The sequence below is a fragment of the Spirosoma humi genome (assembly GCF_054776575.1).
In genome coordinates, this window is the sequence record NZ_BAAHBR010000001.1 from 342,175 (window position 1) to 363,607 (window position 21,433).

The 21,433-nt window shown below is 52.1% G+C and carries 16 protein-coding genes; 4 read left to right on the plus strand and 12 right to left on the minus strand.

The genetic code is table 11. From position 1 onward, the window contains the following. Nucleotides 1–32: 32 nt before the first annotated feature. The gene (locus tag ACYU8Y_RS01485; RefSeq protein ID WP_460933453.1) at nt 33–1,094 is read right to left on the minus strand and encodes a glycoside hydrolase family 43 protein; all 1,062 of its coding nucleotides are present in this window, start codon (nt 1,092–1,094) and stop codon (nt 33–35) included. Between the two features lie 105 nt (nt 1,095–1,199). Continuing rightward, complete coding sequence (locus ACYU8Y_RS01490; protein WP_460933455.1) at nt 1,200–5,885, minus strand: translocation/assembly module TamB domain-containing protein; 4,686 nt, start codon at nt 5,883–5,885, stop codon at nt 1,200–1,202. Between the two features lie 132 nt (nt 5,886–6,017). On the opposite strand from ACYU8Y_RS01490, the gene tsaD reads away from it, so the two are divergent. The 3 genes from tsaD to ACYU8Y_RS01505 all read left to right on the plus strand — a co-directional run bounded on the left by tsaD (nt 6,018) and on the right by ACYU8Y_RS01505 (nt 8,870). Continuing rightward, entirely contained in the window at nt 6,018–7,016 is a 999-nt protein-coding gene (gene tsaD / locus ACYU8Y_RS01495) for a tRNA (adenosine(37)-N6)-threonylcarbamoyltransferase complex transferase subunit TsaD (protein ID WP_460933457.1), read from the plus strand. Nucleotides 7,017–7,043: 27 nt separating this feature from the next. Then, complete coding sequence (locus ACYU8Y_RS01500) at nt 7,044–7,907, plus strand: MOSC domain-containing protein (RefSeq protein ID WP_460933459.1); 864 nt, start codon at nt 7,044–7,046, stop codon at nt 7,905–7,907. A gap of 192 nt (nt 7,908–8,099) precedes the next feature. Next, the gene (locus tag ACYU8Y_RS01505; RefSeq protein WP_460933461.1) at nt 8,100–8,870 is read left to right on the plus strand and encodes a hypothetical protein; all 771 of its coding nucleotides are present in this window, start codon (nt 8,100–8,102) and stop codon (nt 8,868–8,870) included. Between the two features lie 25 nt (nt 8,871–8,895). On the opposite strand, the gene ACYU8Y_RS01510 is transcribed toward ACYU8Y_RS01505, so the two are convergent. Genes ACYU8Y_RS01510 through ACYU8Y_RS01530 form a run of 5 tightly spaced genes read right to left on the minus strand, consistent with a single transcriptional unit; the run spans nt 8,896 to nt 14,662 of the window. After that, complete coding sequence (locus ACYU8Y_RS01510; RefSeq protein ID WP_460933463.1) at nt 8,896–9,702, minus strand: glucosamine-6-phosphate deaminase; 807 nt, start codon at nt 9,700–9,702, stop codon at nt 8,896–8,898. Further along, nucleotides 9,699–10,895, minus strand: coding sequence for an N-acetylglucosamine-6-phosphate deacetylase (nagA, locus tag ACYU8Y_RS01515; RefSeq protein WP_460933465.1), 1,197 nt, complete (start codon nt 10,893–10,895; stop codon nt 9,699–9,701). Before nagA ends, ACYU8Y_RS01510 begins: the two co-directional genes overlap by 4 nt. Further along, nucleotides 10,883–12,199, minus strand: a complete 1,317-nt coding sequence (locus tag ACYU8Y_RS01520; RefSeq protein ID WP_460933467.1) for a sugar MFS transporter — start codon at nt 12,197–12,199, stop codon at nt 10,883–10,885. Before ACYU8Y_RS01520 ends, nagA begins: the two co-directional genes overlap by 13 nt. Before the next feature lie 36 nt (nt 12,200–12,235). After that, nucleotides 12,236–13,603, minus strand: coding sequence for a Gfo/Idh/MocA family protein (locus ACYU8Y_RS01525; protein ID WP_460933469.1), 1,368 nt, complete (start codon nt 13,601–13,603; stop codon nt 12,236–12,238). 48 nt (nt 13,604–13,651) lie between these two features. Further along, nucleotides 13,652–14,662, minus strand: coding sequence for a Gfo/Idh/MocA family protein (locus ACYU8Y_RS01530; protein ID WP_460933471.1), 1,011 nt, complete (start codon nt 14,660–14,662; stop codon nt 13,652–13,654). A gap of 217 nt (nt 14,663–14,879) precedes the next feature. Between ACYU8Y_RS01530 and ACYU8Y_RS01535 the strand changes: the two genes are divergently transcribed. Further along, entirely contained in the window at nt 14,880–15,272 is a 393-nt protein-coding gene (locus tag ACYU8Y_RS01535; protein ID WP_460933473.1) for a VOC family protein, read from the plus strand. On the opposite strand, the gene ACYU8Y_RS01540 is transcribed toward ACYU8Y_RS01535, so the two are convergent. The 5 genes from ACYU8Y_RS01540 to ACYU8Y_RS01560 all read right to left on the minus strand — a co-directional run bounded on the left by ACYU8Y_RS01540 (nt 15,269) and on the right by ACYU8Y_RS01560 (nt 21,390). After that, the gene (locus ACYU8Y_RS01540; protein WP_460933475.1) at nt 15,269–16,237 is read right to left on the minus strand and encodes an alpha/beta fold hydrolase; all 969 of its coding nucleotides are present in this window, start codon (nt 16,235–16,237) and stop codon (nt 15,269–15,271) included. The genes ACYU8Y_RS01535 and ACYU8Y_RS01540 overlap by 4 nt on opposite strands. A gap of 276 nt (nt 16,238–16,513) precedes the next feature. Further along, on the minus strand, nt 16,514–19,075 hold the full coding sequence (locus ACYU8Y_RS01545; RefSeq protein WP_460933477.1) for a penicillin-binding protein 1A: 2,562 nt from the start codon (nt 19,073–19,075) through the stop codon (nt 16,514–16,516). A 284-nt stretch (nt 19,076–19,359) separates the two neighbouring features. Beyond that, on the minus strand, nt 19,360–19,827 hold the full coding sequence (gene msrB / locus ACYU8Y_RS01550) for a peptide-methionine (R)-S-oxide reductase MsrB (protein WP_460933479.1): 468 nt from the start codon (nt 19,825–19,827) through the stop codon (nt 19,360–19,362). Nucleotides 19,828–20,017: 190 nt separating this feature from the next. Next, complete coding sequence (locus ACYU8Y_RS01555) at nt 20,018–20,839, minus strand: anti-sigma factor (RefSeq protein WP_460933481.1); 822 nt, start codon at nt 20,837–20,839, stop codon at nt 20,018–20,020. Continuing rightward, entirely contained in the window at nt 20,836–21,390 is a 555-nt protein-coding gene (locus ACYU8Y_RS01560) for an RNA polymerase sigma factor (RefSeq protein ID WP_460933483.1), read from the minus strand. The genes ACYU8Y_RS01555 and ACYU8Y_RS01560 overlap by 4 nt, the downstream gene beginning before the upstream one ends. Nucleotides 21,391–21,433: the final 43 nt, after the last annotated feature.

Sequence of the window (21,433 nt, forward strand, 5' to 3'; positions counted from 1 at the left end):
GTGGCTTAGCGGGAATTGAATGGATTGGCCTGTTAGTTTTCGGCTGGCACGGGCATGGGTGTTCTGGGAGCGGGCCTGCCAAAATTAGGCGAGCCGTCGGGGTTCCAGGTGAAGGGCTGAATATAAGGTGCCCGTTTGTCACCGCAGCCATCATCTGCCGATGCATTCGCGTGGTAAATCATCCAATCCTGTTTGCCATCGGCGGAGCGAAAAAAACCACCGTGACCGGGTGCCCAAACGCCGTTTTCGGGTGCCTGAGCGAAGACGGGGCCTGTGCTTTTTGACCAGCTTTTGGGGTCCAACAGGTCGCCTTTTCCGTCGTGCGTGAGCAGGCCCAGGCAGTAATCGAGCCAGCAGGCGTTGGCCGAATACACAATAAACAATCGGTCATTATGAGGCAGAAACTCCGGTCCTTCATTGACGTATATTTTGGGAACTTCGCCGTTGTTTTGCCAGGCCTGCGGTACATCGCCGTGGCGTTCCCACGGTTGATCGGGTTGTGAAATTTTCACCCGTTTCCCATCCATCGTCCAGGGATTTTTGAGTCGGGCAATGAATATATCCTGTCGGCCATTCGTAGGGCCTTCCCAACCCGACCAGGCTGCATAGAGTTTTCCTTTGTATTCGATAACGGACATATCGATTTCCCAATGGTCGTCTTTATCGCCCAGTTTCCCTTTCATGGTCCATTCGCCCTGCATCGGGTCGGGTGACGGATTCTCTAGCACCCAAACCCGGTGCGAGACGTTATTGACTGAATCGGCCGAGACATAAATGTACCAGCGGTCTTTGCCCTGTTCATCCCGAAAGGAATGAATTTCGGGCGCCCATAAATCCCGCGAGTACGGCTGGCCTTTGGGTGGGGTGTAAATAACTTTATGCTCAGCCGAAGCCAGGTCCGCTACATTCCTGGTTTTCCAGAGGGTTAAGTTGCGGCCGGTGGTATTCATGTAGTAGTACCAGCCATCTTTCTGCAGTACCCAGGGGTCTGGCCCGGAATTTTTAATAGGGTTGGTAAAGGTGCGCTGAGCCAGGAGCGGGTAGCTCATTGCCACAAGAGACACAACGAGGCATAACCGTTGACAGAACTTCATAGAGTGGGAGAATAGTACAAGAAGATAAAGGGGAAAAGCCGATTTTTTAACCCTTCAGGGCGTAAGATATTTCCGGCGACGCTGTCGTACTGGTTGTTAGAGCCTCTACCTGAAAATTTCCCGCCCGGTTGCAGAAAGGGTAGAAGTAGTAGGAGTAGCCGCTGGCTCATCGGCTGGCTTGGCTGGGGCCAATCCGGGCGTATTCCGTTTGCTGCCGAAGAGCCGGTTAAACGAGCGGGTGTAAAGCAAGCTGATGCCGCCACCGGTGGTAATTGTGCTGTTGAAGCTGGTCTGGCTAAGAATGCTTTGCTGGTTTCGGTTATACACTTTTGCCCGCAGGTGACCGTCGGGGGTTACAAAGTATTCCAGTGTCCATTCGCCGAGCAGGCTGGCTGCATTGTACTGACTCTGCCCATACGTAAACCCGCCATCGCGGCTAATACGCAGTCGGTCGTTGAGGAGCCGGTAAGAGAAACGGAGCTGCAGGTTGTTGAGCAGGTTGTCCGTCTGCGTACCACCGGTGAATCCACCAAACGACACACCCACGTCCAGTTTCTCATTCAGATTCGACGCCAGCCGACTGATCTGGTTGGAGAGCAGTTCACTGACACTGTTGGCCACACCGGAGTTTACCTGGCCCTGGTCGAACAGGTTGGTTCCTTCGGAAAGAAGCTGGTTGAACAGGAGAACACTGCTTACCTGACGCGTCAGTTCCTGATCGTTGCTCTGAAGCCGCGACTCAAACGCAGTGACCGCCTGCCGGAAATCGGATGAGGATGGGTACTCTTTAATGTCCAGGTCATAGCTGATGGCGGGTGCGCCGAGTTCGCCGTTTAATTTAATAACCAGGTCGACCGGATACCGGCGGCTCTGATCCGCTCGGGTGTTCGTTGTGGTGCCGCTCGTAGCCAGGAGCGGGGCCAGGGAAGTATATTGCGTGTAAGCCGCTGTTACGTCGAGCAAAGCCCCGTAAGGATCGCCAGTCCAGGTAATGCGGCTATTGGGTCGGATCTGGAATCGTTTGTTAATGATATTCTGGAAGGTGAAGGTGTACTCTCCCTTCTGAATTTCATAATTACCCGTCATCGTGAAATCGCCTTTCGTATCGACTTTCATGGCTACCCGGCCCTGTCCGTAGGCACTGATGATATCGCCCGTTTGGCGATCCAGTTGAATTTCACAATAGGCATCGGGGGTGATATCGAAATTAAAATCCATCTGAATCCTCGACAGATCGAGTTCTCCATCCGCCTTGGTGGTGGTTTGACTGGTCGGCTTTCCAGGTGTTCCGCTGGGAATATGGCTCACAAACCGGATCTGGTCGTCGGCCGCTACGGATGTTGCTCCGTCGAGCGGAATGTAAATCCGGGTACCTTTATTACTGGTCACGTTGGCCCGGACAGTCAGGTTGTTTAAGGGGCCATACAGTTCAGCCCGACCCGTTACAACAGCCTGTCCATAGAAGGCATCGTTGTCGGCGGCCAGCGTATTCATAATCTTGAAGTTCTTCAGATCCGCATCAAAGCCCAGCGTAAAATACCGGAATCCATCGTGGTAAACTCCACCTCTCAACAACGCTGTATTGCCTTGCGGATCACGCAGGGTAAGCTGGCGGGTGATGATCTCACTCTCCCCAAAATAAATCTTATCGTCGAAGGTAAAGTCGGCCTTGAGGTAATCGAATCGACCCCGGCCGCCCTGTACCGTCACGTCACCTTTCAGCACCGGTGCGGCTGGCTTGCCGCTAACGGCTACAACACCCGTGGCAATGCCTCCTAGATTAGAAAACAACCCCTTCGTAAACGGTTCCAGCAGGGATAGACTGGCATTGTTGACTCTGGCGTTCAAGGCCAGGGGATTCGCTTTTTGTTGGGGCGTATAGTTCCCGGTCAGGGTTACCACGTCGGACCCATTGAGATTGACGCGGGCGTCTACATTCAGGCGCTGTGCCTCCTGGTCCCACTCGCCCTGCGCACGGATGTCGCCAATGAGCGCGTTGCCATACGAGAGCTCTCTGACCGATAAGGCGCTTTCCAGAATGGGCGTGTCATACACGTTTCGGATGGCCATGGAGCCGTTCAACGTACCGCCAAGTGTTGTATTCAGGACGGAATTGAGCGAAGCCAGCAGGAAGTTCTGTGCCTCTACGGCCAAGTGTTCGGCAGTGTCGGCCGAGATTTTACCCGATGCCTGAACCAACTGATTTTCGTTTAGCAGCGAGAGATCCCGAATGGTGTATTCACTGCCGACTTTCCTGATCAGACTTTGCGGGTTTAAGGTCCAGTCGCCATCCAGTACGCGCAGTTTTGACTGGCGAAAGGTCAGGTCAATCGCATCGCCTTTAAAGCTCAATTCGCCGTTGAGGTCAGCCCGGTTCACATATCGGCCTACGCTGTCGGCCTGCTCGATGCGACTCGTGAAATCAATATGGTCGACGGCCCACGAAGCTTCTGCCTGAAGATTACGCGTCGGCAGGAGGGAGCTAAACATCTGCCGTTTCGAAGAAATAATGGCCGAGGCCAGCACCTCCTGTCCATACGTAAACTTAGACGTCGTCAGGTCGAGATCACTCTGGCCAAAGCCAATTTTTCCGAATCGCACCGAATCCGTTTTCACGGTCGCCGTCAGAAACGACGTATTGTCGACCGTAAAACGGCCTTCGAGCCGGGTGGCCGGAGCGATGTAAACCGTTGACTTCAAAAAGTCGAGCAAGGGGGCACTATTCTTGGTGATTAACTGATAATCGACGCCGTAACGCTGAGGGGTACCGGCTGACTTCCGGCTGGCCTGGCGCTGTTTCTGCTCATAATACGCTTTCATACCAGCCGCATCGCCCGCAAAGTAAAGCTGGTACTCTTTCGCCAGTTTGGTCAAATCGTCGATGGTGCGCTGTGGCTGAAAAGTGCCCTGCAACCGAGTGGTCAGGAAATCGGAGTCAAGGTCAAAATAACGTTGAGTACCACTGGAATCGGGTGAGGTGCCGGTCGGCCGTTCGATGGTAGAGGCAAGGGTAAGCTTATCGACCGCCAGATGGCGCTCGGGCCGATTCAGGGTCAAAGTCGCCTGGGTAAACACCGCGCTGCCTACAATATCATCCAGTTTGCTACCTTCCAGCTGAACATCCAGCTTTGTTTTAACCACCAGCGAATCGCGCAGGTAGCCCAGTTCACGCAGATCGGCATGGTCGATCATACCCCGCAGATCGTAGCGGTTTTTGGCTGCACTCAACTTGAACTCGCCATCCAGATTGACGGCCAGATTCGGGTCGTTGACCGTAAGATTTCCCTGGAAAAGGCCGTTCTGCAAATTGCCATGCGTCACCACATTGCGGTAAGCGTAACCCTGCCAGCCAAACTGACCAAGCTGCCCGTCGAAATCAATACGGGCTCGTTTTAAATCCGTTCCGTGTCCGGTAATGCGGCCTTCGCCGTCAAGTTTGCCAAATTCATCGGGCTGGTTCAGCAACTGGCCAAGGTCCACACGCTCGCCTTTCAGATTGGCTGTATAGGTCGTCAGATCAGGCGTATCGGCTAGTTTCAGAACAAGGTCACCCGTTACGTTACCAATGCTGGTTTTAACCGTTCCTTTGGTTTTGAAATCATCGAAAGCACCTGCAAACGTGGCATTGAAGGTAACCAAGCCTAACTTCTGAATGGTCCGGTTAAAGGATGAGTCGGGGTAATACTGCCGAATATCGGCCATGTTGACGGTGGAGGGCGTAAACGCGAAATCAACTGTTGTCTTATCCATGTCGGGCAAGCCCTTCCAGGCCAGATCGCCTGTCAGCTGGCTGCGGCCACCGGGGCCAAACCGGAGATCGGTACGCCGAAGCTGAAAGTCGTTGACGGTGCCAATAAAGATGCCGCTGAGCAACCAGGTTTCGTTCAGTCCGCGCAGGTAATCCGAAAAGAACCCCAGATCTTTCGACTCTACTTTGCTGTTGCGGAAGTTGGCTTTCAGCAGTACCCGGCTGTTAAAATCACCAAAAGCGGAAGGCTTGTCGTAAAAAAACGTCAGTTCGTTGCGAATGATCGAGTTGCCAATGTGGGCGTACAGCCGCCCCAACTCCATTTTGGTATTGCAGTACAGAAAGCGCGTATCCAACTGCCGGATTTTTATTCGGGAGTCGCGGTCAATGCCGGATAACCCCTTGGCATCGAACGCAATGGTGTCGCCCAGTACTAAGAAATCGCTCACCTCAGCGGTAAGGTGCTGAAGCGTAAAGTGATTGTAATCGAAGCTGGCCCGGTTGTGCAGGAACGGTTCACGTGGGTCTTCGAGGGTGTAGGCACCCTCAACCAAATGAATGTGACCAATGGTAAACGGAACGTTCTGGTTGGGTATGCTGGGTTTGGTTGGATCGGACGTTAGCTCTTCAATGCGCGCAATGAAATCATCCAGGTTGGTGTCGCCGTTTTTTGGATTTTTGATCATCCTGACATCGGGCTTGTATAAAACCACCTCATCCAGATGGATATTGTGAGCCGATGAATCCAGCAGATTTTTGAGGTTGTAATCGGCATCGAGCCGCTTCACTGTAATCATTGGCCGTCCCTGGCGGTCTTTGATCCGAACGCCTTCGAGCGTTAATGAATCGAACCACTTGATGGAAACGCCCTCAATGTCAACCGGAAAGAGAAGTTTGGCCGACAACCATTCGGCACCTTTTTGAGCAAGCCGGGTTTGTACGGCCGGAAGCTGGAGACTCAGTAGAATGCCCAAAGCCAAACCGATCACCGTGAGGACCAGGTAAAGCAGTGTTTTAAGAAATATGGCGAAAAACTGACGCATCCGGGGTGGAAATGCCTAATCTACAACAAATAACGGGAAATGAGCACACCTTTGACTGTATAAACGAGTGAACGGTTTAATCACAACTTCCATTGTTGTAGTATAGAAATCATTATCCATTAGTTTTGTACGGTGAACATTTTAGCCATTGAGTCTTCCTGCGACGAGACGTCGGCGGCAGTTTTAGCCAACGGGCATCTTTTGTCGAACGTAATTGCTACTCAGTTAATTCATGAACAATACGGTGGCGTTGTGCCGGAGCTGGCCTCAAGGGCTCACCAGCAGCATATTCTGCCCGTGGTTGAGCGGGCATTAGCCGACGCAAAGTTACCTAAAAATGAGCTATCGGCCATTGCTTTTACGCGTGGGCCCGGTTTGCTGGGATCGTTGCTGGTGGGAACTTCCTTCGCCAAAGCAATGGCCCTGGGCCTGAATATCCCGCTTATTGAAGTAAACCATATGCAGGCGCATGTGTTGGCGCACTTCATTGAAGCGCCCCGGCCGGCCTTTCCATTTCTGTGCTTGACCGTAAGCGGAGGGCACACCCAGATCGTGCGCGTCGATGGGCCACTGAACATGGCCGTTTTGGGGCAGACTCTGGATGATGCCGTGGGCGAAGCGTTCGATAAATCGGCCAAGTTGCTCGGCCTGCCTTATCCCGGTGGCCCACTGATTGATAAGTATGCCAAAGAAGGTAACCCGCTTGCGTTCAGGTTTCCCATGAGCGAAATGGCCAATCTTGATTTTTCGTTTAGTGGTATTAAAACTGCCATCCTGTATTTTTTGCGGGATAATATGAAAACCAACACGGAGTTCATTGCCCAGAATCTACCCGATATTTGCGCGAGTATTCAGTATACGCTGGTCCAGATGTTGCTAACGAAACTGAAGCGGGCGGCTCGGGAAACGGGCATTCGGGACATTGCCATTGCCGGGGGCGTATCGGCCAACAGCGGATTGCGAACGGCCCTTACACAGCTCGGTCAGGCGCAGGGCTGGAACATATATATTCCTCGGTTTGAGTACTGTACGGACAATGCCGCTATGATCGCTATGGCCGCCCAGTTCAAATACGAACTGGGCGAATTCACGGCGCAAACCGTTAGCCCCATGCCACGAATGAGTATGTGAGAAATGGACGCAAAACCACAAACTGTGATGATTATTTCTGAACTCTTAATCTATCCGATCAAGTCACTGGGTGCTATTTCTGTAACCGAGACGGTCGTTGAGGGGAAAGGATTTCGCTACGACCGGCGATTTATGCTGGTTGATCCCCATGGCGATTTTATGACCCAGCGTACCCATCACCAGATGGCCCTGCTGGCTGTGGCTATGGATGGTACCGTCGGGTTACGTGTCTGGCACCGCCATCGCCCAGACGATGTGCTGACGCTTCCGCTGGCCTTACCGATAGAAGCCGAGGGTGAAACAATAGGGGTTAACATTTGGGATAGCAGCAACGTGCCTGCGCTGGTGGTCAGCCCTGAAGCCGACCAGTGGTTCAGCCGCGTTCTTGAAAAACCCTGCCGCCTGGTCTACATGCCCGAAACGACCCATCGCGATGTGGACCCCTATTATGCCCGCGAGAATGATGCCGTAAGCTTTGCCGATGGATATCCTTATCTGCTCATTGGCCAGGCATCGCTCGATCACCTGAATCGGCGGCTGGAGGAACCAATTACGATGCTGCGTTTCCGGCCGAACATTGTGGTTGCCGGGAGTTTGCCAAACGAAGAAGATGCCTGGCAGCACTTTCGAATTGGCGATGTGGATTTCTTTGGGGTTAAGCCCTGCGCCCGTTGCGTCTTAACGACCATTGATCCCGAAACGGGGCAGAAGGGTAGGGAGCCGTTGCGGACGCTGGCAACGTATCGCCAGTGGAAACACAAAATTTTGTTTGGTCAAAATGTGCTGGCCAAACCAACCGGCGAACTCACTCTGGGAACGTTACGGGTGGGGCAGGCCATTGAGGTACTTAACCGGCAGGAGCCCTGGCTAACTCCACCTGAACCGTTTTAACTCCGCCGGGTTACTGATTCGCAGACAGCAACAAAAGTCCGGGCTTGTGTCTGTGTTATTTACAAACAAAACGTAGCGGGGCCTGTCGTGTCGACTCCGCTTCATGACAAATTACATCCTTTGCTCAATTATTTACGTACCGTTTACTACCTGAGCTTTCCCGTCGTTATGGGAGCTGTATTATCCAATCGCATGGCTACACGTCTGTCCGACGTCGATCCGGTGCATTGGGCTACACCCATCGTGCTGGCCCTGGTTGTGTTTATTATCTACACCGTTGATCGTCTGCTCGATGTCCGAAAGCACAGTGTCGATCCGGGCAGCCAACCGCTCACGGCCCGTCATCGGTTTCATCGTACGCACGCTGCTTTGCTTTGGCGGGTAGTGATCGGGGCGGCTATCGGAACGTTTATACTCCTGTTTTTTCTGCCAGCGAGTGTCATCAAATTTGGCCTTGTGCTGGGCGGAATTTGTGTGGCTTATGTGGTCATGGTGTTTCGGCTTCCGGCCCGTCATCCGGCGCTATTACTGAAGGAGCCTCTGGTGGCTCTATTGTATACGGCTGGTGTGTGGGGAAGTGTCTGGGTGCAACGGCCTTCGGTGAGTACCATCGAAGTTGTTCAGGGGGCCATGTTTGCGGGTATCGCATTGCAAAACCTACTGTTGTTTGCCGTTATGGAGCAACTTGAAATACCTGAGCAACCAACCTTTTCGCTGGCAACGGCCTGGGGATTAGGTCGTTGCGATTTAATTCTGCGCTGGCTGGCACTGGTCATTGTGCTGACGGGTTTTGCCCTCTGTTTCCTGACCGCTGACCGATTTGCCCAGCGGTCAGGACTGATGCTCTCGTTGATGAGCGTAACTTTATACGGCATTCAGCGATATCCTGACTACTTTCTCAAAAATGAACGGTATCGCTGGCTAGGCGATGGCGTGTTCTGGATGCCCATGCTGGTGCTATAACGAGTTGGATCGGACAGGACACTGTTTAGTCAACGAATGCCGTTTCTTTCAGATAGTGCGCTCCGCTATCCTGATCGATGAATAGGGTGGCGTTTGGGTGTGACCGTAAAATAGTTGCCGGATATGTCTCCGAAATAGGGTCGGATAGCGTATGGTTGATGGCTTCGGCTTTGTGGCTGGCTGGTACCATGCAAAACAGATACCGGGCGCGTACCAGCGCCGGAATGGTTAACGTAAGCGCGTATTCCGGGACCTGCTCCAGGGAAACAAAGCAGGCATCATGAACCTGTTGCTGCCGGCTGGTCAAATCCAACTGGACTTTTTTAACCAGGTCCGGGTCGTTAAAGTCGGCTACGTGCGGATCGTTGAATGCAATGTGGCAGTTCTCCCCAATGCCCATGCAGACAATATCCGTCGGGTATTGTTCGAGCAGGGCGCTATAACGCAGGCATTCCTGTTGTGAATCCACAGCGTTGCCATCCAGGTAATACACCTCTTTTATGGGCACTTTATCAAAAAGCTGCTCTTTCAGGTACGCCCCAAAACGTTGCGGAGCATCCGCTGGCAAACCCATGTATTCATCCATGTGGAACCCCCGGATTCGGCTCCAGTCCAAGTCGGCCTCCTGTGTCAAGGCGGTCAAAAATTCATTTTGTGAAGGGGCAGAGGCAAAAATGATGTTGACGAAATCCTGTGATAAGTGCAACTCTCTGATTTGGGTGGCAACGGCCTGAGCAGCCTGTTGGCCAAGTTGTTGTCGGTTCGTGAATAAGTTGACCTGAAGCTGGTCAACGGTGAACGTGCGGCTGGCCTGCTTGGATAAAAAGGTCATTTGGTTCGTGTTGAGTTAGTTGAATAGATAATTTTTCCGTTGACAAGCGTTGCTGCGACAGTCAGATTGTCGTCGAAAATGACCAGATCCGCGTCTTTACCAACCATCAGCGATCCTTTACGTGCGTCAACGCCCATGATACGCGCGGGCGTGGTGCTGGCCATTCGAACAGCTTCCAGAAGCGGCACATCCGCCAGCCGGACCATCTGCCGAACGAGCTGATTGGTCGTGGCAACGCTCCCGGCAAACGAACTGCGGTCGGGCAGTTTGGCCACGCCGTCTTCGACAATGACCTTCAGGCCATCTTTCAGCGAACCCAGTACACTTTCACCTTCGGGCATACCGGCGGCCCGCATGGCATCGGTAATCAGCGCTGTTCGGTCGGCTCCTTTGATCTTATACACCAGCTTGAGCAAAGGCGGGGGCAAATGGACGCCATCCGCAATGATCTCAACATCCATATCGAGTAGATAAGCGCTTTCAATAACACCGGCATACCGAAAGGCATTCCGGCGCGTTACGCCCGACATGGCTGAGTAGAGATGGGTAGCCAGCGTATAGCCACTCTCGTAGGCCGCCAGAACGTCCTCGTAGATCGCATCGGTATGGGCCACCGCGGCAATAATGCCTTTTTCGCGCAGGCGACGGCCAAAGGGAATGGCACCCTGTAGCTCGGGTGCAGCACTCCAGCGAACAATGGAGGAGGAATACGCCAGAATTTCTTCGTATTCCCGTGGATCAGGGTTACGGATGTAACGCGGGTCCTGCGCCCCCCGTTGACTCAACGCAAAGTAGGGGCCTTCCAGATGAATACCCAGAAAACCAGCCCCCTGGTGATTGGCTCGATTAGCGCGCTCATATACATCCAGGGTTTGCAGGAGGTCATCTTTCTCGGCCGTCAGCGTAGTTGGCACCAGCGACGTAGTGCCGTAGCGGGCGTGAAGGTTCGCAATGTTGAGAAACGCTTCTTCCGTACCATCCATGAAGTCGTGTCCGCCCCCACCATGTACGTGAATATCAATGAAACCAGGCGCCACATAATTGCCTCGGGCATCCAGTTCAGTTGCCTCGGGCACGTCTACATCGCGCTCATGAATGCCCTGAATGAGGCCATCCTCCAGAACGAGGGTTCCGCCCCGGATATAGCGATAGGGCGTAACCAGGGTGCCGTTGCTAATTTTTAAAAGTCCCATTTGCGTGGCTGATGCCCTTTTTGGGCGTAAAAAACCAGGTAAAGGTAACAGGGAAACAGTACCCAATAGGCAGTACGCAGATCGAACCGATCGGCAAAATAGCCGTAGAAGAGAGGCATGATCGCATTTCCGCAAAGACCCATAATCAAGATGGACGCGCCCAACTTCGTGAACCGCCCCAATCCATCCAGCGCCAGTGGCCAGATGCCCGCCCAGATCAGCGAATTGGCCAGCCCCAGCAAGACCACGAACCAGATCGACACATCCGTTTGATGCCCTAAAAAGGAGAAGGCTCCTCTGGTAAAAATGATGAGTAACGTAAAGCCGGTGCCCAGCAGGGTGCATATTCGCAGGGCGTTTACCTGGCTGATAAATCGGGGAATGGCAATAATTCCGATCACATACCCGCAAATGGTACAGAAAAGGGTGTACGAGGGAAATACCTTGGCTTCCAGCAAACTAATACCCATTGAACCAGCGTAGCCAATAATGGTATCAATGGCAATGACCTGGGTGCCTACGTGCAGGAAAATAGCCAACGCACCCAGAATCAGGTGAGGAAATTGCAAAATGCTGGTTTTCCCCGCGTTGGCAGTCGCTACGTCCGGGCTTTCCTGTTCGGTGTTCAGCTCGGGGAGGGGAGAGCGGTAAACCAGATAGCCCAGCACAAACAGGAAAATTCCCAGTACGGTATAGGGCGGAATTACCCGCCGGACAAGCTCATCCAGAGCCGCCCCCCGTTGGGCAACGCCCATTGTGCTTAGCTGAGCGAAGAGGTCCGTATCCGTAGGACGCAGAATGACCGCGGCAAAAACGAGGGGCGATAAAATACCCGCGGCTTTGTTGCAAATGCCCATTATGCTGATTCGTTGCGCTGCCCGCTCCGTTGGGCCGAGCATGGTCACATAAGGATTGGCCGCCGTTTGCAGAATGGCCAGACCGATGCCAATCGTAAACAGACCCATCAGAAAGATTTCGTACGTACGGGTCTGGGCAGCGGGGATGAAAATGAATGCACCCAGGGCCATTGCCCAGAAGCCGATCATCATGCCTTTTTTAAAACCAACGGCTTTCAACAGGTAGGAGGCCGGAATGGACATAATGAAGTAGGCAATGTAGAAAGCAAAAGCCACCAGATAAGCCTGGAAACTTGTTAGCTCACAGGCAATCTTGAAATAAGGAATCAGGATGGAGTTTACCCAGGAAACGAATCCAAAAATAAAAAACATCAGCCCAACGAGCAGCATGGAAATGGTGGTCCCGCGTTTGTTAAGCCTGTGGTCGTCAATGGCCAGGGAGTTCATGTCGGTTATAGAGTAACGAGTAATGATGAGTACCCATCAGACGGTCGGCTCCCAACCTTTCTGGTAGTCTCGTCGCCAAAGTTTTTCGGCTTCTTTGTTATTGATAATATGCCCGTTGGCGGGGTCGGTGGTGAGCATCCCGCCCGACCGTAAGGCAATATTCCCTAACTGGCAAAGCAACGTGCTCTGGTGACCACCGACAATATCCGAGGCCAGCGCCGTTCCTTTTCGTATGCTATCGAAAAAGTTCTGAAGGTGAATGGCATCCAGCGCCTGCGACGGATTCATCTTGTTGCGGGGATCAATGGGAAGGTCATTTTTTACTTCTTTCACCAGCTTGTTCTCCAGATCGAAAATCTTGTAGGAGTTGCCTGATTCGATCAGGAGCGAACCGGTATCTCCGTAGAACATAACGCCTACGCTAGTACCTTCGACGGTTCGTCCGTTGCAGCTTCGCCCCTCCCAGGTTATGGCCGTATTGTTGGGAAATTCCAGCGTAATGACCTGCGTATCCGGCGCTTCCCAGTCGTCTTTATAGCGATAGCGGCCACCGGAAGAGGTCACTTTTGTCGGGAATGTTACGCCCATACCCCAGCGCATCAGGTCAACCATGTGCGTACCATTATTCAACGCTTCACCCGTGCCCCAGTGCCATAGCCAGTGCCAGTTGTAGTGAATGAGGTTGTCTTTGTACGCTTTTCTGGGCGCTGGCCCCTGCCACAGATCGTAGTCTAGCCAGGCAGGAACAGCTACCGCTTTGCCGACACCAATCGATGCCCGATTATTGGTATACCACCCTTTGGCAAAATAAGGTCGCCCAATGACGCCGGTCTGTACCGCCCCAATGGCCTGAGCCACGTTGGGCCATGACCGGCGCTGGTTACCCATTTGAATGACATTCTTGTATTTCTTCGCGGCTGCCAGCAGCAGTTCGCCCTCGTGCGGATTATGACTGCACGGCTTTTCCAGATAGACGTGTTTACCCGCTTTAGAAGCCAGAATGGCTGCGGGCGCGTGCCAGTGATCGGGAGCGGCTACGACCAGCGCGTCTATGTCTTTATCGTCCAGCGCCTTTCGGAAATCAGGCTGATTCTTTGGTTTCCGTTTTTGTGCTCCTTCAACAACCGTTATGCATTTGTCGGCGGCCCGCGTATCGACATCCGATACAGCGATGACCTCACAATTCGGCTGGAGCGCAAAATTTTCTGCCAGTGCCAGCCCACGGCTGTTAACACCCATCATGCCCACCCGCACTTTTTCGTTGGCCCCCAGAATACGGGCGTAACTTTGGGGACTGAAACCAGGTAAAACACCCCCCACCGACAAGGCTGCGGTAGAGAGTAGGCTTTTTCGGATAAAATCTCTGCGGGAATCGGTAGGCGTGATGGGTTCCGTAGTTTTCATAGTTGTATTCGTAAAAAACAGGTCGGGTTTCGTTAAAAAGGAAAAGGATTACGGCTTCAGGTTGGCCATCACGCTGGCCAGCGTAACGGGCGTTCCGCCCCGGCGTTTACTTTCATCAGCCGCTTCCATAAACGCAAAAATTTCGGTGGTTTCCTCCGGTGAAACCGGGACTTTCCCTGTTTCGAAATAAGCAATGATTTCTTTGAGCAACGGTTCGTAGCCTCCGTAGGGTCCCAGCCGAACATTTCCATTTCGGGTGTAGACCGTGCCACCGTAGTCGTGCTTGCCCGTTCGCGTACCTCGAAACGTTCCAAGGCGTCCATCGGCCCAGGTTCCCACAACGATGTCTGTATCGTTGGTATGCACCCGAATTACCTCCCGACAACCGGTACCCATCACCGTATAAAGTGTTTCGACACCATGAACGCCGTACCAGAAAAAATCGGGATGTGTTTTCTCCAGCACCGCCGGACTAAATGTGTCGGCTCCCAGTACCTGGCTTCTGTCAATAGTCTCAATGCCTGTGATGTAGCGAAGGGATGAGGCCGAGAAGACGGGTATTCCGTAGGTTTTGGAAGCCGCAAAAATAGCCACTACATCGGCAAGCGAGGCTGCGATGGGTTTGTCAATAAACACGCGTTTGCCGGCTTTCAATACCTGGATCGCCTGCTCACGATGCAACCGCCCGTCGTTTGTTTCGAGCAGAACAACATCGACTTTTCGTAAGAGAGCATCGATGGAATCAACGATCTCGACATGTAGTTTCTTCACTTCGTCCGTGTAGGCCGGAATGCGTGTTGTGCTGCTTTCGATGTCTTTACTGCCGTATGGATAAGCCGCTACAACTTTATACCCTGCATACGCTGGATTCGCTTCCGGGGCATTCAGCACTTTCGTGAACGCTGTACTATGAGACGTGTCCAGCCCAATAATACCAACCCGTTTCCCTTTCTCAACTGCCTGGTTGTTTGCCCAGATCGATGCAGGCATGCTGATCGATACGCTTCCCAGCGCCATATTTTTCAAAAATGTTCTTCGGGCGTACGGCCGGGTTTTCATGCGAGCAGGGGCTAATTCTTACTAAAAAGACATAACAGCACGAGATTTACGGGTGCGCGCCCGTAAATCTCCAGAAACAATTAGTTTGTCAGGGTAATAACCTCAAAACTGCCGACTAAAACCGGGTAATACAAAACCGACTTTGGTCAACAGAGCCTCTTTTGTCCAGGAGCTGTCATGGCTATTTTTGCTGCCGAATTAAATTGACCTTTGCTGGATGCATATCGACCACATTGCCTTATGGGTTCGCGACCTTAACCCGATGCGAACCTTCTACGAAACGTATTTTGGGGCTACCGCCAATAAGATCTACACGAACGTCAGAAAAGGGTTTTCGTCGTATTTTCTGACGTTTCCGGATGGCGGTTCACGGCTGGAAATCATGCAGATGCCGGGTATACCGGATACGAAAAATGAGGCCCTTCTGCAATTCATGGGCCTCATTCATTTTGCCATTTCCGTGGGCAGCAAAGATGCCGTTGATGCGCTGACCCATCGGCTCAGGACGGATGGGTATACTATTGTCGGAGAGCCCCGGCATACGGGCGATGGCTATTACGAGAGTGTTGTTCTTGACCCCGAAGAAAATCGAATCGAAATAACTGCCTAGAGGCTGGTTGTTTCGTCTGCCAGGGCTTTCACAGCTATCGGCTTGGCCTTCACCGTTTCTTTTACATCGCGTTGCGTCAGGATGTCCAGAATGATGTCGGTCATATATTCCCGTTTGTTGAATACAATGTCGTGGCGGTTTTCGGGAAGAATAAACTGCTTCACTTCTGCATTGACCAAATGATGTTGAGCAAATGAAACGTTGGTAGGATAAACCAGCTCGTCGCGCTGTCCGTGCAGCATCGTGATCCTCGCCCGAATTTTTGGCCAGTCCGGCAAGATGGCTTCCAGCGCGTGCCGATGGGCCAGCTTTTCATCGTTGGCCAGCCGAAGCAGGGGTGGAACTCCCCAATGAATAAGCGGACTGTCGGCAAAATAACTGATGGGGTACGTTCGCTCCAGGCCTGGCCCCAGCGCCGACGAAACGAACACAACGTGATCGACACGATCCGGGTTGTTCATCGCCAGGCGGGCCGTTACGGAGCCGCCATACGATGAGCCAACAATCATTAGATATGGCGCATTCTTGTAGCGATTAATGAGTGGCTGCAAGAATTCTGCCTGACGGATGATCGACGTTTCGACCCGACCAAAATCGGAATATCCATACCCCGGCCGGTCAACCGCTACCAAACGGGCACGACTCAGAAGCGTTGTATCTTTGAAAAATTCATTGAAGAAAGACAACGAACTGGGGGCTCCGTGCACAAATAACACAACGGGCAAAGCAGAATCGGCGGCCGGAGCAGGCGTTTCCATAAACCGAATGGTTCTGGGAGTCTGTGAGCCGGGATCGGTAACCTGATAGTAATGGACAACTGGACGAATAGGCTGTTCTTTAAACTCCTCCGCCAGCTCCTGATCTGTTTGCCGGGAGTCGACAAACCAGGCGACAACCAGTACGCCAACAGCCAGAATAAGTATCGTAAGGATTGCCCAGCGAAAAACCCGTGTGAATAGTTTCATAACTTCATTGTGTATATGAATAACTCTCAATACCCGGCTAAAAGTTTAGCAAATTATTGCCCATTCCGTTTGAGATTATTTACTGGTACATTCATTTTTCAGGAAAAAAGGCAAGGACCAGACCCATTGATGCCTCAAATGGGGCTTTTTGAAATAGCCGGTAGACTATTGTAGACGATCGAAGATGCTGAAAGTCAATAGGTCTGCATGTAGTGAGGAAAATTCCTTACTCATGCAGACCTATTGACTGAAAAAGCCGGTCTTTTAATGAATTGGTTACTGATTTCTTGTCGTATCGGGCGGAGTGGTCGGATCTGGAGCAGGCGCAACGGGTACAAACGTTGAGTCACTCACGTCACTCGATGTGTCGGTAGAGTCAGATTCTGACGTTGTTTCTTCGTCGTCAGAATAGCCACAGTTCAGGTATTCTTTTGTAATGCCTTCTGCTTTCGGAAACGGGCCCTGTAGGTTCTTGAACTTAGGATCACGGTAGACCTTTTCCAGAAAACTGCCAACGAGCGGCAAAGCTGTTTTGGCTCCTTCGCCCAGATCTGTGGAACGGAAGTGGATACTTCGGTCATCGCCACCGACCCACGCACCAACGATCAGATTATTGGATACCCCCACAAACCAGCCGTCGGAGTTGTTGGAGGTTGTTCCCGTTTTGCCCCCCATTTCATTATGGTTTTTAAACAGGTCGAACGACCACAGATTCTGCGATGTACCCCCCGATTCCTGCAGGCCTCCCTGCAGCATGTAGCGCATAAGAAAAGCTGTTTCGGAACTGATTGCTCGTTTATGCTGGCTCGTAAACGTCTCGATAACGTTACCATCCCGGTCTTCGATTCGCTGAACAATGATCGGTTCGGTCGATTCGCCATCGTTTACGAATGTACAATAGGCGGCAACCAGTTCATAAAGAGAAACATCGGATGAGCCCAGGCCGATAGAGGGCACGGCTTCCAGGCGGCTTTTAATGCCCATCCGGTGTGCATACTGAGCGACACGTTCGGGAGTAACTCGGTCGGTCAACTGGGCCGTGATGGAGTTGACCGATCGGGCCATAGCCCGGCGTAAAGTCATGTTCGAGTACGAGTAATAGCCGGTCGAATTCTTGGGCTCCCACACCTTATCCTCGCCATTTTCGCGGTATTCCTTTCGGAATGGCCTGTCCTGTATCCGGTCGCAGGGACTCAGGTTGATGAGGGTATCATCAATCGCGGTGGTATAAACGAATGGTTTGAAGGTCGAGCCGGGTTGTCGTTTGCCCTGCTTGACGTGGTCATATTTGAAATAATCGTAATCCAAACCACCAACCCAGGCCCGGATGTAGCCCGTACGCGGGTCCATAGCCACCATTCCCGATTGCAGAAAACGTTTGTAATAAGCAATGGAATCGTAGGGCGTCATCTCGACAGAGTCGTAGCCCCGTTTGTTACTCCAGCTAAACACCCGCATCTTGTACTTCACATTCTTCATATAGTACATGATGGAGTCCGGATACAGGGGCATAAACCGTCGACTGAGGGATTTATAGCGTTCGGTTCGGCGGGCAACGGAGTCGATGAAGCCCGGAATTTCGTCCCCATCTTCGTTTGTCCAGGGCTTTCGATCCCGCCAGTGGTTATCGAACGAACGCTGGAGCTGCTTCATTTTCTCGCTGGTCGCTTCTTCGGCATAGGTCTGCATCCGCGAGTCGATGGTGGTTATGATGCGCAGGCCATCCGTATACAGGTCATAACCGTTTTCTTCGCCCCACTTTTTTACGTAATCCTGCACCACGTTTTTCAGGTAGCTGGCGGGGCCGGAGTAGGGGTTTTCGGGTGTAAACTCGGTTACCAGGGGCAAGGCGCTGATGGAGTCGGCCTGGGCTTTGGTCAGAAATTTATACTTTGCCATTTGCCCCAGCACGATGTTCCGACGTTCGCGGGAACGCTGCGGATTTTTGAGTGGGTTGTAATTCGTTGTCGCTTTTTGCAGCCCCACCAGTACGGCTCCTTCCTGCACGTTCAGACTGTCGGGGGCTTTGTTGAAAAACGTACGGGCCGCTGTTTTCAGGCCAAATGCATTGCTGCCAAAATCAACCGTATTAAAATAATAGGTGATGATTTCATCTTTCGAAAAATTCCGCTCCAGCTTGAGCGCCATCAGCCACTCCTTCGATTTGTAAATAACTTTTCGAATAAATGGAATGCGCGTCAATAAACCTGTGCTGGTTTTTCGGCGGGTCTTGAAAAGGTTTTTCGCCAGTTGCTGGGTGATGGTCGAGCCACCACCATCGCGGCCAAAGCTAACCACCGCCCGGCCAATAGCGCGGGGGTCGACACCACTATGGTCGTAAAACCTGACATCTTCGGTGGCGATCAATGCATTGATCAGTTGCTTTGGAATGTTTTCGTACTTAATGGGCGTCCGGTTTTCGGCGTAGAATTTGCCGATCATTACCCCATCCTGTGAATAGATTTCGGATGATTGGTTGAGCTTGGGGTTCTTCAGCTCTTCAACGCTGGGCATTGCTCCCGTTAGATACAGAAAGTTGTAGTTGAGGACAAACACATAAAGCCCCAGGAGCAATGAAATCCAGAGCGCGCCTTTCGTGCCGTTTTTGAGAACAGGGTAATACCAGGAATCGGGATCGATGTACCGATGAACAAACGAACGAAACTGATTGCGGTAGCCACGGTAGGTACTGACCCAGGCATTGACGCGCTCTTCACCCGCGACGCGCACTAGGTGATGGCCAACTCTACGCCTGACATTGCCTGCTAATTTTTGACGTCGTCTAAATTCGCCAAAAGCGTGCCGAACAGCGCGGAATCGCTCCCTGTATTGACTCATGCGTTAATAGTCGAAGAATAACCTAATTAATTCAGTGTTGGCTTGGGATAACGATGCCAACGTCCCGGTAGCACCGAATCGGTGACCGTCGAAAACACATTTCGGGTCCAACCAGACCGGGCCAATCCAGGCCGGGCCTCAAATATAACGTATTTTCGACCGATGTGATATACGAAAGCCGGGCCGCTTGCACGACCCGGCTGATTTTGACCTGGTTATTTTAGCCGAAACCAGAAAAATAATATTGGAGAAGAATGATTGGATCGTTTCCCGATTCAATTGGTCTATTTCTTCTCGAAAGTCATGGCAACGCCATTCATGCAATAACGAAGACCCGTAGGTTTCGGTCCATCATTAAACACGTGGCCCAGATGCCCGCCACACACGGAGCACATAACTTCTGTACGCACCATACCATAGGTCTTATCCGTCGTTTCTTTGACCGCCGTTTTGCTTATCGGCATATAAAAGCTGGGCCAGCCCGTTCCGGAGTCAAACTTAGTGTCTGAAGAGAATAGCGGGCTGTGACAACCGGCACAGTAGAAGGTGCCGTGGTCGTGAATGTCGTTGAGCGGACTGGTGAATGCCCGTTCGGTGCCGTGCTCACGCAGGACCGAAAACTGACTGGGTGTTAACAATTTCTTCCACTCGGCTTCAGTCTTCACGACACGACGGGGTGGGGTATCATTTGTTGTAAACGCCAGTGCCGAGAACAGGCAGGCCGATAGAACCAGTGACAGGAGAAGCTTCATATTGTCTTTGTTGTTTTGTAGTTATTCTTTTGACTTGCTATACGGAACTGAAACTGCTCTTTAATTGAAGAGGATTTCCTCTCCCGTAATGTACCACCGCTTCAGAACGTTGATGCCATGACGCTGTTCAGAAAATAGACGCACCGAGCAAAGCCCTATGCAGGTAAAACAGGAAAGATGCGGGTTCCGTTCAGGCCTTTACCGGGGCCATTGCAAGCAGCGTCGAGAGGGTAGGTGTTGGGCTACCTCCCCGTTTTTCCACTGTTACGGCGAAGGCCTCGGCCTGACCAACAGAGCGATTCAGCCGCTGAATCAGATCAGAAGACGGTAACACATCGAACACGCCGGCGTCAACGGGTTTGCCACCGACCATGTACCAGAGCTGATATTGCTTGTCGGCTGGCAAAGGCGGCAGTGACTGAACCTGTACAGCAACCTGATGGGTTTGGCTGTTCCAGAAAACAAGCATAGATCCCTGCGGAGCCTTATCGTTTCCTTTCAGTTCCAGCGTTCGGGTGCCCGGCTGGCGCAGAACGGCCAGTGCCTGATCGGCCTGCATTTTCTGATCGCGTAACTGGCGGACTTCGGCCTGCATTTTGTTATTGTCGGAACGGAAATCAGCCAGTGTTTTCTGGTTTGTCCGTAATTGCGACAGCAGGAAGAAGGAGAACAAAAGCAATAACAGACCCATCGATGCGGCTACGATCCAGGTAACCCGAAAGGTAGGGGATGAGTTAGTCGTCGTATCGACCGGCATTGGCCGAACAATCGTCTCACGCACAGGCTTTTCGAAATCGAGCTGGGCCATCAGTTTCGCCTTAACCGATTCGGGGGGCTCAACGCTGTGCATAAGCGCGTAACTCTCAAGAACTTCTGAGAGCTGATCGAGCTCTTGGCGTATGTCAGGATAAATAGACGACAGGCACTCGACCTCGCGTCGCTCCTGGTCGCTCACCGCACCCATGACGTAAGACTCTAAGATACCAGATGCTATATACTCCGTGACGTTCATGATTTAAATAATTGCTTTAGTTCCTGCAACGCAGCCCTGACCCGGGTTTTGACGGTTCCCAGGGGCAGATTCAGTTCTTCGGCGGCTTCTTCGTGGGTATATCCCCCAAAATAAACCAGATCGATCAACTGTTTTCGGTCGGGCCTTAACTGGTTGACAACTTCCTTGATACCAATATGATCGGGGTTGGGCTGTTCCGTATTGTGTTGCCGGTCAACAATATGTACGTTCTCCTCGTCGGTTCGGATTGCGGCAAAGGGTTGTGTTTTGCGGGAGCGCAGCGAATCAATAGCCGTATTTCTGGCTACATTCAGCATCCAGGTGAATAGACGGCCCTTACTGGCGTCGTACGCATCCAGGTTTTTCCAGATTTTAATGAAGATGTCCTGCAGGAGATCGGCTGCCTGATCGTCGTCGCGCACAATGCGTAGCACAACGCCGTACAGAGCAGGCGAATATTGATCGTAGAGCCATTGAAATGCCTGCTGATCACGCTGGGTGAGCTTATCAATCAGGACACTTTCTGAAACTAGAGAAGACTGGCGTTTCACGAGGTGGGTGTTAAAGGAGCCAAATATATAGAGAATTTCAAAA